At 61.3% G+C, this 14,631-nt stretch carries 12 protein-coding genes and 1 riboswitch; of the genes, 10 read left to right on the top strand and 2 right to left on the bottom strand.

Translation table 11 applies throughout. The annotated features are described in order from the left end of the window. Nucleotides 1–118 precede the first annotated feature (118 nt). The 6 genes from aruF (at nt 119) to astE (ending at nt 6,534) form a co-directional block, all read left to right on the top strand. Nucleotides 119–1,138, top strand: a complete 1,020-nt coding sequence (gene aruF / locus AC07SU_RS22625; protein WP_176997960.1) for an arginine/ornithine succinyltransferase subunit alpha — start codon at nt 119–121, stop codon at nt 1,136–1,138. A gap of 53 nt (nt 1,139–1,191) precedes the next feature. Next, nucleotides 1,192–2,217 (top strand): arginine N-succinyltransferase, encoded by a 1,026-nt coding sequence (gene astA, locus AC07SU_RS22620; protein ID WP_176997959.1) that lies wholly within the window; start codon nt 1,192–1,194, stop codon nt 2,215–2,217. Beyond that, nucleotides 2,217–3,683, top strand: coding sequence for a succinylglutamate-semialdehyde dehydrogenase (astD, locus tag AC07SU_RS22615; protein ID WP_494998275.1), 1,467 nt, complete (start codon nt 2,217–2,219; stop codon nt 3,681–3,683). The genes astA and astD overlap by 1 nt, the downstream gene beginning before the upstream one ends. A gap of 173 nt (nt 3,684–3,856) precedes the next feature. Beyond that, a complete protein-coding gene (gene astB / locus AC07SU_RS22610; RefSeq protein ID WP_494998274.1) occupies nt 3,857–5,203 on the top strand; it encodes an N-succinylarginine dihydrolase in 1,347 nt (448 codons plus the stop codon). A 24-nt stretch (nt 5,204–5,227) separates the two neighbouring features. Further along, nucleotides 5,228–5,518, top strand: a complete 291-nt coding sequence (locus tag AC07SU_RS22605; protein WP_003214319.1) for a hypothetical protein — start codon at nt 5,228–5,230, stop codon at nt 5,516–5,518. An 11-nt stretch (nt 5,519–5,529) separates the two neighbouring features. After that, nucleotides 5,530–6,534, top strand: coding sequence for a succinylglutamate desuccinylase (astE, locus tag AC07SU_RS22600; protein ID WP_494998273.1), 1,005 nt, complete (start codon nt 5,530–5,532; stop codon nt 6,532–6,534). Here astE and AC07SU_RS22595 read toward each other — a convergent pair. Together AC07SU_RS22595 and AC07SU_RS22590 are read right to left on the bottom strand one after the other, a co-directional pair. Beyond that, nucleotides 6,531–8,006: a M91 family zinc metallopeptidase gene (locus AC07SU_RS22595; protein WP_494998272.1), complete on the bottom strand. Its 1,476-nt coding sequence runs from the start codon at nt 8,004–8,006 to the stop codon at nt 6,531–6,533. The genes astE and AC07SU_RS22595 overlap by 4 nt on opposite strands. A gap of 145 nt (nt 8,007–8,151) precedes the next feature. Next, nucleotides 8,152–8,658: a 6,7-dimethyl-8-ribityllumazine synthase gene (locus AC07SU_RS22590; RefSeq protein WP_178925486.1), complete on the bottom strand. Its 507-nt coding sequence runs from the start codon at nt 8,656–8,658 to the stop codon at nt 8,152–8,154. Between the two features lie 113 nt (nt 8,659–8,771). After that, a riboswitch (FMN riboswitch) is annotated at nt 8,772–8,941 on the bottom strand. Nucleotides 8,942–9,131: 190 nt separating this feature from the next. On the opposite strand from AC07SU_RS22590, the gene ltaE reads away from it, so the two are divergent. From ltaE to csrA, 4 genes are all read left to right on the top strand, one after another. Next, nucleotides 9,132–10,136, top strand: coding sequence for a low-specificity L-threonine aldolase (gene ltaE / locus AC07SU_RS22585; protein WP_494998271.1), 1,005 nt, complete (start codon nt 9,132–9,134; stop codon nt 10,134–10,136). A 146-nt stretch (nt 10,137–10,282) separates the two neighbouring features. Then, complete coding sequence (alaS, locus tag AC07SU_RS22580) at nt 10,283–12,901, top strand: alanine--tRNA ligase (RefSeq protein WP_457407257.1); 2,619 nt, start codon at nt 10,283–10,285, stop codon at nt 12,899–12,901. 97 nt (nt 12,902–12,998) lie between these two features. Next, the gene (locus AC07SU_RS22575; protein WP_024076998.1) at nt 12,999–14,240 is read left to right on the top strand and encodes an aspartate kinase; all 1,242 of its coding nucleotides are present in this window, start codon (nt 12,999–13,001) and stop codon (nt 14,238–14,240) included. 176 nt (nt 14,241–14,416) lie between these two features. Next, complete coding sequence (gene csrA / locus AC07SU_RS22570; RefSeq protein ID WP_003175645.1) at nt 14,417–14,605, top strand: carbon storage regulator CsrA; 189 nt, start codon at nt 14,417–14,419, stop codon at nt 14,603–14,605. Nucleotides 14,606–14,631 lie beyond the last annotated feature (26 nt).

The raw sequence follows: 14,631 nt of genomic DNA, 5'->3' as shown, positions 1-14,631 counted from the left end.
TCCAGACACCTCGGTGCAACAACTACACCGCGCTGATGCGATCGCCGGCAAGCCGGCTCCTACAGGGGACCCTCCGGCATTTTTTCCTCTGTGAGTTTTCGAGTTAAGGAGTGACACCATGCTGGTGATGCGCCCCGCGCAAATGGCTGATCTGGGCGAGGTACAGCGTCTGGCTGCGGACAGCCCGATTGGTGTCACCTCCTTGCCGGACGATGTGGAACGCCTCAGCGACAAGATCGCCGCCAGCGAAGCGTCCTTCGCGGCCGAGGTGAGTTTCAACGGCGAAGAAAGCTATTTCTTCGTACTCGAAGACACCGAGAGCGGCAAGCTCGCCGGCTGCTCGGCCATCGTCGCTTCGGCCGGTTATTCCGAGCCGTTCTACAGCTTTCGTAACGAGACCTTCGTGCACGCCTCCCGCGAGCTGAAGATCCACAACAAGATCCACGTGCTTTCCCAGTGCCACGACCTCACCGGCAACAGCCTGCTCACCAGTTTCTACGTGGTGCCCGAGCTGGTCGGTTCGCCGTGGTCGGAACTCAATTCCCGTGGCCGCCTGCTGTTCGTCGCCAGCCACCCCGAGCGCTTTGCCGACTCGGTGGTGACCGAGATCGTCGGCTACAGCGACGAGAACGGTGACTCGCCGTTCTGGGACGCCATCGGCCGCAACTTCTTCGACCTCAACTACGCCGCCGCCGAGCGCCTGTGCGGGCTGAAAAGCCGTACCTTCCTCGCCGAGCTGATGCCGCATTACCCGATCTACGTGCCGCTGTTGCCGGACGAAGCCCAGGAAGCCATGGGCCAAGTGCACCCGCGTGCGCAGATCACCTTCGACATCCTGATGCGCGAAGGCTTCGAGACCGATCACTACATCGACATCTTCGACGGTGGCCCGACATTGCACGCACGGGTCTCGGGCATTCGCTCCATCGCCCAGAGCCGCGTGGTGCCGGTGAAGATCGGCGAGATGGTCAAGGGCGCCGGCCGCCAGTACCTGGTGAGCAACGGGCAGTTGCAGGATTACCGTGCGGTGATGCTGGAGCTGGACTACGCGCCCGGCAAACCGGTGACCCTGGACCTGGCCGCCGCCGAAGCCCTGGGTGTTGGCGAAGGCGCGAGTGTGCGCCTGGTCGCGGTTTAAAGAATTGAGTGTCGCGGGTGGCTGCCAGGCAGCGGCCCGTCTGAGGAGATAGCATGATCGTTCGTCCCGTACGCAGCAGCGATTTACCGGCCCTGATTGATCTGGCGCGCAGCACCGGCACCGGCCTCACCACCTTGCCGGCCAACGAAGAGCGCCTGACCCACCGGGTTGGCTGGGCGGAAAAAACCTTTCGCGGCGACGCCGGGCGTGGCGATGCCGACTACCTGTTCGTGCTGGAAAACGACGAAGGCCGCGTAGTGGGCATTTCCGCCATCGCCGGTGCCGTCGGCCTGCGTGAGCCTTGGTACAACTTCCGGGTGGGCCTGACCGTCAGCGCCTCCCAGGAGTTGAATATCTACCGCGAGATTCCGACGCTGTTTTTGGCCAACGACCTCACCGGCAATTCCGAGCTGTGTTCGTTGTTCCTGCACGCCGATTACCGCACCGGCCTCAATGGCCGTATGTTGGCCAAGGCGCGCATGCTGTTCATCGCCGAATTCCCGCAGCTGTTTGGCAACAAGATCATCGCCGAGATGCGCGGTGTGTCCAACGAAGCGGGGCGCTCGCCGTTCTGGGAAAGCCTGGGTCGTCACTTCTTCAAGATGGAATTCAGCCAGGCCGACTACCTCACCGGCGTGGGCAACAAGGCGTTTATCGCCGAGCTGATGCCGAAGTTTCCGCTGTACAGCTGCTTCCTGTCCGAAGACGCGCGCAACGTGATCGGCAAGGTTCACCCGGACACCGAGCCGGCGCTGAGCATGCTCAAGAGCGAAGGCTTCAGCTACCAGGGCTACGTCGACATCTTCGACGCGGGCCCGGCCGTGGAGTGTGAAACCACCAAAATCCGTGCGGTGCGCGACAGCCAGTCGCTGGTGTTGGCCATCGGCACCCCAGGGGACGACGCCACGCCGTTCCTCATCCACAACCGCAAACGCGAAGAGTGCCGTATTACCGCTGCACCGGCCCGCCTGGCAGCGGGCACTTTGGTGGTCGATCCGCTGACCGCCAAGCGCCTGCAACTGGTGGTCGGTGATCAAGTGCGTGCCGTACCGTTGTCCGCTGCTCGGGAGTCCAAGTAATGAATTCGCTGTATATCGCAGGTAGCTGGCTGGCTGGCCAGGGTGAACTGTTCGAATCGCGCAACCCGGTAACCCAGCAAGTGCTGTGGGCCGGCAATGGCGCCACGGCCGAACAGGTTGAGTCCGCCGTGCAGGCCGCACGCCAGGCGTTCCCGGCCTGGGCCAAGCGCCCGTTGGAAGAGCGCATCAGCGTGCTGGAAACCTTCGCCGCTACCCTGAAACAACGCGCCGATGAAATCGCGCGCTGCATCGGTGAGGAAACCGGCAAGCCGCTGTGGGAGTCGGCCACCGAAGTCACCAGCATGGCCAACAAGATCGCCATCTCGGTGCAAAGCTACCGCGAGCGTACCGGCGAGAAGAGCGGCCCCCTGGCCGACGCCACTGCCGTATTACGCCACAAGCCCCACGGCGTGGTGGCGGTGTTTGGCCCCTACAACTTCCCGGGTCACTTGCCCAACGGGCACATCGTGCCGGCATTGCTGGCGGGTAACACCGTGCTGTTCAAGCCCAGCGAGCTGACCCCCAAGGTTGCCGAACTGACCGTGCAATGCTGGATCGAAGCCGGCCTGCCGGCGGGTGTGTTGAACCTGCTGCAGGGCGCGCGGGAAACCGGTATCGCCCTGGCGGCCAACCCGGGTATCGATGGGTTGTTCTTCACCGGTTCCAGCCGTACTGGCAACCACCTGCACCAGCAGTTTTCGGGGCGCCCGGACAAGATCCTGGCCCTGGAGATGGGCGGCAACAACCCGCTGGTGGTGGATGAAGTGGCTGACGTGGATGCGGCGGTCTATACCATCATCCAGTCGGCGTTCATTTCGGCAGGCCAGCGTTGCACCTGCGCCCGTCGCCTGCTGGTGCCGGAAGGCGCATGGGGCGATGCGTTGCTGGCGCGCCTGGTGGCGGTCAGCTCGACCATTGCAGTGGGTGCGTTTGACCAGCAACCCGCGCCGTTCATGGGCTCGGTGATTTCCCTCGCGGCGGCCAAGGCACTGATGGACGCCCAGGAATTGATGCTGGCCAACGGCGCGGTCGCCTTGCTGGAAATGACCCAGCCCCAGGATCAGGCGGCGTTGCTGACCCCCGGCATCATCGACGTGACTGGCGTGACCGAGCGTGAAGACGAAGAGCTGTTTGGCCCGCTGCTGCAAGTGATTCGCTACGCGGGTTTCGAAGCCGCGATTGTCGAGGCCAACAACACCCAGTACGGCCTGGCCGCGGGTTTGCTGTCGGACTCCGAGGCGCGCTACCAGCAGTTCTGGCTGGAAAGCCGGGCGGGGATCGTCAACTGGAACAAACAGCTGACCGGCGCCGCCAGTACCGCGCCGTTTGGTGGGGTAGGGGCGTCGGGCAACCACCGCGCCAGTGCGTATTACGCGGCGGATTACTGCGCGTACCCGGTGGCGTCGTTGGAAACCCCAACCCTGGCGGTGCCAGCAACCCTGACCCCTGGCATTACGCTGCCCTGAATGTGGGGGCGGGCTTGTGTGGGAGCTGGCTTGCCTGCGAAGGCATCACCTCGGTTTTATCATAGACCGAGTCGTCCGCATCGCAGGCAAGCCAGCTCCCACAGTTGATCGGGTTAACAGTTACAGATCTGCACTAGATGCCTATAAAAACAGATGTTCGTGGAGCCTCGCCGATGAAATCCTATGAAGTCAATTTTGACGGTCTAGTGGGGCCGACCCATAACTACGGCGGTTTGTCCTTCGGCAACGTCGCGTCCCAGAGCAACAGCCAGCAGCATTCCAACCCCAAGGAAGCGGCGTTGCAGGGCCTGCAAAAAATGAAAGCCCTGATGGACATGGGCTTTGTGCAAGGCGTATTGGCGCCCCAGGAACGTCCTGATGTGGCCGCCTTGCGCAGCCTTGGCTTCAGCGGTAGCGACGCGCAGGTGATCCAGCAGGCTGCCAAGCAAGCCATGCCGCTGCTGGTGGCGAGCTGCTCGGCGTCGAGCATGTGGGTGGCCAATGCCGCCACGGTGAGCCCGAGCGCCGACACCGCGGATGGCCGCGTGCATTTCACCGCCGCCAACCTCAACTGCAAATACCACCGCAGCATCGAGCACCCGACCACCAGCCGCGTGCTGGGCGCGATGTTTGCCGATGGGAAGCACTTCGCCCACCACGCCGCCTTGCCCGCTGTGGCGCAGTTTGGTGACGAAGGCGCCGCCAACCACACGCGTTTCTGCCGTGAGTACGGCGAGGCGGGCGTGGAGTTTTTTGTGTTCGGCCGCAGTGCGTTCGACCCGCGCTACCCGGCGCCGCAGAAGTACCCGGCGCGCCAGACCCTTGAAGCGTCCCAGGCCGTTGCGCGCCTGCACGGGCTGAAGGATGACGGTGTGGTCTACGCCCAGCAGAACCCGGCGGTGATCGATGCCGGCGTGTTCCACAACGACGTGATCGCCGTGGGCAACGGCGAAGTGCTGTTCTATCACGAGGACGCGTTCCTCAATACCGAACAGATGCTGGGTGAACTGCACGCCAAATTGGGCAAGCTGGGCGGCAACTTCCAGTCCGTTTGCGTGCCCCGCGCCCAAGTCAGCGTCGAGGACGCCGTGCGTTCGTACCTGTTCAACAGCCAGTTGCTCAGCCATGCCGACGGTTCGATGCTGCTGATCGTGCCGGAAGAATGCCGCGCCAACGAGCGCGTCTGGCAATACCTGCAGGGCCTGACCGCTTCCGGTGGGCTGATCCGCGAAGTGAAGGTGTTCGACCTCAAGCAAAGCATGCAGAACGGCGGTGGTCCGGCGTGCCTGCGCTTGCGCGTGGCGTTGAATGAAACGGAACTGGCGGCGGTGAATCCAGGCGTTATCATGACCGCGCCGTTGTACGAAACACTGACCCAGTGGGTAGGCAAGCATTACCGCGACAGCCTGCGCGAAAGCGACCTGGCTGACCCGCAGTTACTGCTTGAGTGCCGGACGGCACTGGATGAACTGACGCAAATCCTTAAACTGGGCTCGGTTTATCCTTTCCAGATCAATTAACGCCATACGGCTGAGAACATAGTTATGACCACCGACACCCTGAAGCTGATCCTTGAAGACACCGACGGCACCCAGCTGGAAACCTCTTGCACCCGCGTCGCCGTGGTGTGGCAGGGCAAGGAGATCTGGATCCAGCACGACGGCCGTGGCCAACTGCTGATCGGCGTGGACGTGGAAGAAGGCGACGCCGAGTACGCCAACCTGCTGATGCGCCCACTGGCGACCAACCTGATGAGCCTGCAACTGGAAATGGAACCAGCCGACGTTGAAGGTGACGACGACGATCACGTCCACGGCCCAGGCTGCAACCACTAAGGAAGCTGCTTATGCTCGCCCTCGGCAAACTGCTTGAACTGACCCTCGCCGGTCGTGAACCGGCGCAAAAAATTCAACTGACTGTCGACGGCGTGCAGATGCGCTGGCTCAGCGAGGGCGCGCTTGAAGTGCGCCCGCCGCAGGGCCGAGACAACGGCAGCGACTTGCTGCTGTCGTCTGGCATCCATGGCAACGAAACCGCGCCGATCGAACTGCTCGACCGCCTGTTGCATGGCATTGCCCGTGGGGAGATCAAACCCCGCAACCGCATCCTGTTCCTGTTCGGCAACCCCGAGGCCATGCGCCGCGGCGAGCGTTACCTGGAACTGGACGTCAACCGGCTGTTCAACGGCCGTCACGAACAAAACATCGGCCCGGAGGCCATGCGCGCCGCCGAGCTGGAGCAACTGGCCCGCACCTTCTTCAGCCTGCCTGACCGCTCGCGTCTGCATTACGACCTGCACACGGCGATCCGTGGTTCGAAGATCGAGCAGTTCGCGCTGTACCCGTGGAAGGACGGGCGCCAGCATTCACGCCGCGAACTGGAACGCCTGCGTGCCGCCGGCATGGAAGCGGTGTTGTTGCAGAACAAGACCTCGATCACCTTTACCGCATTCACCTACGAGCAACTGGAGGCTGAAGCCTTCACCCTGGAATTGGGCAAGGCGCGGCCGTTCGGGCAGAACCAGGGCGTGGACGTGTCCCGCCTGGAAACCCGCTTGAAGCAGATCATCGAAGGCACCGAACCTGAGGTGTCCAGCCTGGATGGCCTGCAACTGTTTGCCGTGTCCCGTGAAGTCATCAAGCACAGCGATGCTTTCCTGATGCACTTGCCGGCGGATGTTGAAAACTTCTCTCCGCTGGCCAAGGGGTATCTGCTGGCGGAGGACGTGGCCAAGACCCGCTGGGTGATCGAAGAAGATGGGGCGCGCATCATCTTTCCTAACCCGAAGGTGAAAAATGGCTTGCGTGCGGGAATTTTGATTGTGCCTACCACCGAGAACGGTCTGGTTTAATTATTCAGGTACTGTTTGCGCGGCGGTAGCCCGAGCTCCTTGCGTAGCCCGTTTTCGCTGAATTCCGGCGGGTTGGTGTTGCCAGGTGGGGTGCTCGGGTCGCGGTCAAAGTCGAACGGTGGCGCCGTCGTTGGCAGGCCCACGGCTTGCAGTTCGTGGTTGTTCACCGGGTAGCGCGGTTTGTTGCCGTCAATGCCGTCGGGGCTCTCACCGCGCAACACCGTGCCACTGATGTGGTTCCAGGCGTGGCACAGCTCGTGGAACAGGTTAATGATGCTGGGCGTTCCGGGGACGATGTCCGTGGTGTTGTACCAAATCTTCCCGCCGAACGAGGGGCGGCCAGGTTGGTCATTGTCGATAAACGGCCAGTCGCGGGTGCCGGACGCCGGGACGAATTGCCCGTTGAGCTTGGGGTAGAACTCATGAATGGTGATGGGGTGTCCGCTGTCGCGCGCGGCACGCTCCAGTTGCGCGAGCAAGCGTTGCCCGGTCGGTGAGCCGAGCAGCAGACGTAAATCGTCATTGACTCGCTGGACGAATTGCGCACTGCCTTGTACAACGAGTCCGCTCTGGTCCAAGGGTTTGGGCTCCAAATGAACCGCGTGGGAAGCCACTTGGCCGGGAGGAAAGTCATCCAGCACGTCCGGGTGCATTATCAAGGCGCAATCAACGGTCAGGCTGCTCTTGAAGTTGTAATACGTGACGTCGTCTGCCTTGAGGCGTGTGACGTCGTTGAACCCATCGCCCGTGTAGATGACGTTGCTGGCAGGGCCGGCCTTGATCCGGTCATTACCGGGGCCGCCACTGAGGATATTCGGTCCACGCCCTCCGATAAGATGATCATCGCCTTGGCCGCCATCGATAAAGCATGAGCCGCTGCCACCACTGATTTCATCGGCACCGGGGCCGCCATACACGGTCATATGGGTGTCTTGAAAACCATGCACCTCGTCGTTTCCTTCGCCGGCTTCGACATGGCAGGCGCCGTTGACGACCGCGATGAAGTCATCGCCGGGGCCGGTGTGCAGGCTTGCCGCTTGAGCTGCGCTGACCACTCGATCGTCGCCCTCACCGCTGTAGACAAAGACTGGCACGATGACGTTGTCTTCGATATGAATGCGGTCATTGCCGCCGCGGGTGGTCAGCACCAGCGTTTGTGCGCGCCAGTCAAGGGTGATTTCGTAGCGGGACTGGTTGATCTGCACGGTCAGCGTCAACTGGCTGTCGATGTGGGGGGCGGCGAATATATTGATGATGTCGGATGTATCGAAGGTGCTGAGGCACAGTTGATCAACGTCCTCATCCCTGAACAGCCTGCGTTCAATGCGCACATTTTCGTTTTCAAGAATGTCGTGGATTTCGATAAAGCCCGGGCCGCCGGGACGTTCGTTGGTGGGTTCGCGCCTCGGGGTGGGGGTGAGTATGCGTGCATCGAGGACGTAGACGCCTTCGGCGTTTTGATGGGGGAGCATGTTGCAGGTCCTTGCGTATGGGGTAAGGGGTCAGGCCTTACTAAACCGCAGGGGCAGGATCTCGACGCGGTAGATATGCAGGTGTCAAAAAAAATGCCCCGGCAAAGGCTTGCCGGGGCATTTTTGATCACGGGCTGAGGAGGTGTCAGACCGCCAGTTTTTGCTCGCTGCGGCGTATCGCACGCACTTTGTGCAGGGTATCGGCGCAGGTGCGGGCGGCTTCTTGGCCCTTGTGCACGAAGTGATCGAAGAAGAAGGTGTGGTGTTCGCTGCCCGCGTGGAAGTGATGCGGGGTCAGGGACACCGAGAACACCGGTACTTCCGTTTCCAGCTGCACTTGCATCAGGCCGCTGACCACCGATTGGGCGACGAATTCGTGGCGGTAGATGCCGCCGTCCACCACCAGCGCGGCGGCGACGATACCGGCGTAACGACCGGTCTTGGCCAGCAGCTTGGCGTGCAGGGGCATTTCAAAGGCGCCGCCGACTTCGAAGAAATCGATGTCCGATTCCTGGTAGCCCTGGGCGATCATTTCGGCGAGGAAGCCTTTGCGCGATTGGTCGACAATATCCTTGTGCCAGCAGGCCTGGATAAACGCGACGCGCTCGCCGTGGTGGTGCTTGATTTTGCTGTCGATTGCGGTGGGTTGCATGTTCTGACTCCTGTTTAAGAAAAAAACAGGGCGTTATGAATCGAATGGGATTTAAGGGTACGGACAGCTTCGTCATGCAAGCATGAGGTCGGCGCGCGGCCCTTAGGTGCCAATCCCGTTCTCTCTTCATCCGGACTATGACCGTCGGCCCCGGGATCACACCGGGTCTGCTGACCTTGTCGCCGTCCTGCGTGAGCAGTTCGAGGCGCCAAGCGCTCGCGGGCTATGCACATCGCGTGCAATTACCGCCGGTGGGGAATTGCACCCCGCCCTGAGAACGTTGCCGCCAGAACCCTGGCGGCGGAGAGTTTTTAACACGGTTTTTCAAAAACTGCACCACCGCTGTATCGATAAGCTATATCGGTTTGTTTGGTTGGTATTCGATTGAAGGGGTTTGGGGCTTGATATTCCGTGGCTTTGCCCGCAGTAATCTGTTTCAAAAGGAACTTACTCATCCCTCAGAGGCTTGTTTCATGTCTGTGATCGACCTGCGCAGCGACACCGTGACCCAACCCACCCCCGGCATGCGGGACGCCATGGCCAATGCCGCCAGCGGCGATGATGTGTACGGCGAAGACCCCAGCGTCAACCATCTGGAAGCCGAACTGGCCAAACGCCTGGGGTTTGCTGCCGCGTTGTTCGTGCCCACCGGCACCATGAGCAACCTGTTGGCGTTGATGGCCCACTGTGAGCGTGGCGAGGAATACATCGTCGGCCAGCAGGCCCACACCTACAAGTACGAAGGTGGCGGCGCGGCGGTGCTCGGTTCGATCCAGCCCCAGCCACTGGAAGTGCAGGCGGACGGCTCGCTGGACCTGGACCAGGTGCTGGCGGCGATCAAGCCTGATGACTTCCACTTTGCCCGCACGCGTCTGCTGGCGCTGGAAAACACCATGCAAGGCAAGGTGTTGCCGCTGGAGTACCTGGCGAAGGCGCGGGCATTTACCCGTGAACACGGCCTGGCCCTGCATTTGGATGGCGCGCGGCTCTACAACGCGGCGGTCAAGCTGGGCGTGGATGCGCGGGAAATTGCCCGGCATTTCGATTCGGTGTCGGTGTGCCTGTCCAAGGGCCTCGGCGCGCCGATTGGCTCAGTGCTGTGCGGCTCCACGGCGTTGATCGCCAAGGCGCGCCGCCTGCGCAAGATGGTCGGCGGTGGCATGCGTCAGGCCGGCTCGCTGGCGGCAGCGGGGCTGTATGCCCTGGATCATCAGGTGCAGCGTCTGGCCGATGACCACGCCAACGCCCAATGGCTGGGGGATGAACTGCGCAAGGCTGGTTTTGAGGTCGAGCCGGTGCAGACCAACATGGTCTACGTGCAGATCGGCGACCAGGCGCAGGCCTTGAAGGCGTTTGCCGCCGAGCGCGGCATCACGTTGAGCGCCGCACCGCGCCTGCGCATGGTCACGCATCTGGACGTGAGCCGGGCGCAGATGGAGCAGGTGCTGCAGACATTTGTCGAGTTTTCCCGAAAATGACAGTGCAGACCGTCTAATTGACTGTTTCTATCTCATAAACACGCTGTACCACCGGCAAAGGGCCGATATAATGCGGCCCTTTGCCGTCGCTCCGTCTGATGATGTTGCGCACTGGCCTTTGGCCGCAGCCTCCGTGGAAGAACCTAATGAAAAGCGCAGAAATCCGTGAAGCCTTCCTTCGCTTCTTCGAAGAGCAAGGTCACACCCGTGTAGCCTCCAGCTCCTTGATCCCAGGCAATGACCCCACCCTGCTGTTCACCAACGCGGGGATGAACCAGTTCAAGGACTGCTTCCTGGGCCAGGAAAAACGTGCCTACACCCGTGCAGTCAGCAGCCAGAAGTGCGTGCGCGCCGGTGGTAAGCACAACGACCTGGAAAACGTCGGCTACACCGCCCGTCACCACACCTTTTTCGAAATGCTCGGCAACTTCAGCTTTGGCGATTATTTCAAGCAGGACGCGATCAACTTCGCCTGGACCTTCCTCACCGGCGTGCTGAAGCTGCCGAAGGAAAAACTCTGGGTGACCGTCTACGCCAGCGATGACGAAGCCTACGACATCTGGACGAAGCAGGTTGGCGTACCGGCCGAGCGCATGGTGCGCATTGGCGATAATAAAGGCGCGCCGTACGCGTCCGACAACTTCTGGACCATGGGCGACACCGGCCCGTGCGGCCCTTGCACCGAGATCTTCTACGACCACGGCGCCGACATCTGGGGCGGCCCTCCGGGCTCGCCGGAAGAAGACGGCGACCGTTACATCGAGATCTGGAACAACGTGTTCATGCAGTTCAATCGCACCGCCGATGGCGTGCTGCATCCATTGCCAGCGCCGTCGGTGGACACCGGCATGGGCCTGGAGCGGATCAGTGCGGTGATGCAGCACGTGCATTCCAACTACGAAATCGACCTGTTCCAGAGCCTGCTGGCCGCGGCTGCCAAGGCCATCGGTTGCGCCAACGAAGAACAGGCTTCGCTCAAGGTGGTGGCTGACCACATCCGTTCCTGCGGTTTCCTGATTGCCGACGGCGTGCTGCCGTCCAACGAAGGTCGTGGTTATGTGCTGCGCCGCATCATCCGTCGCGCCTGCCGCCACGGTAACAAGCTGGGTGCCAATGGCAGCTTCTTCTACCAGATCGTCGCGGCTCTGGTGGCCGAGATGGGCGATGCGTTCCCGGAACTGACCCAGAACCAGGCGCACATCGAGCGCGTGTTGAAGGCCGAGGAAGAGCAGTTCGCCAAGACCCTGGAGCAGGGCCTGAAAATCCTCGAGCAGGACCTTGCCGGCCTGCAGGGCACCGTGGTGCCGGGCGACGTGGTGTTCAAGCTCTACGACACCTACGGCTTCCCGATGGACCTGACCGGCGACATCGCCCGTGAGCGCAACCTGACCCTCGACGAGGAAGGTTTCGAGCGCGAGATGGAAGCCCAGCGCGTGCGCGCACGTTCGGCCAGCTCGTTCGGCCTGGACTACAACAGCCTGGTCAAGGTTGACGTGGCCACCGAGTTTACCGGCTACACCGCCACCCAAGCCTCGGCCAAAGTGGTTGCCCTCTATAAAGAAGGCCAGTCGGTTGACGTCTTGAATGAAGGTGACGACGGTGTTGTGGTGCTGGACCAGACCCCGTTCTACGCCGAATCCGGTGGCCAGATCGGCGACTGCGGCTTCCTCAAGGCTGCCTCCGGCCGTTTTGACGTGCGCGACACCACCAAGACCGGTGGTGCGTTCCTGCATCACGGCGTGCTGGCTTCGGGCAGCCTGACCGTGGGTTCGCCGGTAGATGCGCAAGTGGACGCGGACGTGCGTCACGCCACGTCGCTGAACCACTCGGCCACTCACTTGCTGCACGCTGCCCTGCGCCAGGTACTGGGCGAGCACGTTCAGCAGAAAGGTTCGTTGGTGGACAGCCAGCGCTTGCGTTTCGACTTCAGCCACTTTGAAGCGATCAAGCCTGAGCAGATCAAGGCACTGGAAGACATCGTCAACGCCGAGATCCGCAAGAACACCGCAGTGGAAACCGAAGAGACCGATATCGAGACCGCCAAGGCCAAGGGCGCCATGGCGCTGTTCGGCGAGAAGTACGGCGACAGCGTGCGCGTGCTGAGCATGGGCGGCGATTTCTCGGTGGAACTGTGTGGCGGTATCCACGCCAACCGTACCGGCGATATCGCCTTGCTCAAGATCATCAGCGAAGGCGGCGTGGCCTCTGGTGTACGTCGTATTGAAGCAGTGACCGGCGCTGCGGCCCTGGCCTACCTCAATGCGGCCGAAGAACAACTCAAGGAAGCGGCCAGCCTGGTCAAGGGCAGCCGCGACAACCTGATCGACAAGCTGTCCGCTGTGCTGGAGCGCAACCGTGCGCTGGAGAAACAGCTGGAACAGTTGCAAGCCAAGGCAGCCAGTGCGGCGGGTGACGATCTGTCTGCTACCGCGCTGGACGTCAAGGGTGTGAAAGTCCTGGCTGCGCGCCTGGATGGCCAGGACGGCAAGGCGTTGTTGGCCTTGGTCGATCAGTTGAAGAACAAGCTCGGCCGCGCAGTGATCCTGCTCGGCGGTGTCCATGAGGATAAGGTCGTTCTGGTTGCCGGTGTAACCAAGGACCTGACTGGCCAACTCAAGGCCGGTGATTTGATGAAGCAAGCCGCTGCGGCAGTGGGCGGGAAGGGCGGTGGTCGTCCGGACATGGCGCAAGGCGGTGGTGTAGACGCAGGCTCCCTGGACGCGGCCCTGGCCCTGACCGTGCCGTTTGTCGAGGCAGGCATTTAAGGCACCGTTAATGAGCCCATGGTCTAGTCATGGGCTCGCTGCGGTGCTGCAAGATTTGTTTATTGGGCGCCCCTTTACGGGCTGAGGCGGCTTAGAAATGGCTTTGATCGTACAGAAATTTGGAGGCACCTCGGTCGGCTCTGTCGAAAGAATCGAGCAGGTCGCCGACAAGGTTAAGAAATTCCGCGATGCCGGCGACGACCTGGTGGTGGTGCTGTCGGCCATGAGCGGTGAGACCAATCGCCTGATCGACCTGGCCAAGGCAATCAGCGGTGATCAACAGCCGCTGCCGCGTGAGCTGGATGTGATCGTGTCGACGGGTGAGCAGGTGACCATTGCCCTGTTGGCCATGGCGCTGAACAAGCGTGGCGTGCCAGCGGTGTCCTACACTGGCAGCCAGGTGCGCATCCTCACCGACAGTGCGCACACCAAGGCGCGCATCCTGCAGATCGACGATCAGAAGATTCGTGCGGACCTGAAGGAAGGGCGAGTGGTGGTTGTCGCCGGTTTCCAGGGTGTCGACGAGCAGGGCAACATCACTACCCTTGGGCGTGGCGGTTCGGACACCACTGGCGTAGCGCTGGCAGCAGCCTTGAAGGCTGATGAATGCCAGATCTACACCGATGTCGATGGCGTCTATACCACTGATCCTCGCGTAGTGTCCGTGGCCCAGCGCCTGGACAAGATCACCTTCGAAGAGATGCTGGAAATGGCCAGCCTCGGTTCCAAGGTGCTGCAGATTCGCGCGGTGGAATTCGCCGGCAAGTACAACGTTCCGCTGCGCGTATTGCACAGCTTCAAAGAGGGTCCGGGCACCCTCATTACTATTGATGAAGAGGAATCCATGGAACAGCCGATCATTTCCGGCATCGCTTTCAACCGCGATGAAGCCAAGCTGACGATCCGTGGCGTGCCAGACACCCCGGGCGTGGCCTTCAAGATCCTGGGCCCTATCAGTGGCGCGAACATTGAAGTCGACATGATCGTGCAGAACGTTTCGCACGATAACACCACCGATTTCACCTTCACCGTGCACCGCAACGAGTACGATGCGGCGGAGCGGATCCTGCAGAACACCGCGAGCGAGATTGGCGCCCGTGAAGTGGTCGGCGATACCAAGATTGCCAAGGTGTCGATCGTGGGTGTGGGCATGCGTTCCCATGCCGGCGTTGCCAGCCGCATGTTCGAGGCGCTGGCCAAGGAAAGCATCAACATCCAGATGATCTCCACCTCGGAGATCAAGGTCTCGGTGGTGATCGAAGAGAAGTACCTGGAGTTGGCTGTACGCGCTCTGCATACCGCGTTTGAGCTCGACGCTCCGGCCCGACAGGGCGAGTGATGCAGTGCCAGGAAGGCGCGGTTTACCGCGCCTTTCCTTTTTTTGTGGGGCGCATGTTCTTTTACGTGGGCTCGACAATACTTAGGCGGGTAGGGCTATGGCCTTTTTGGTTGTAGGTCGAAGGCCTTTTTTTTGCAGACTGTTGTTCCTGAACTGAAATGCGTGAGGAGAAAGGTATGCTGATTCTGACTCGTCGGTGCGCAGAAAGCCTGATTATCGGTGATGGCGAAATCACCGTGACCGTGCTCGGCGTCAAAGGCAATCAAGTACGTATCGGGGTTAATGCTCCGAAAGAGGTAGCGGTCCACCGCGAGGAAATCTACCTGCGGATCAAGAAAGAGAAGGACGAAGAACCAAGCCTTTAATTTTTATCGTTTTTTATGTTTGCAAA

Source organism: Pseudomonas sp. GW821-FHT05H12, from assembly GCF_059419385.1.
This window is presented reverse-complemented; position numbering and strand designations above follow the sequence as displayed.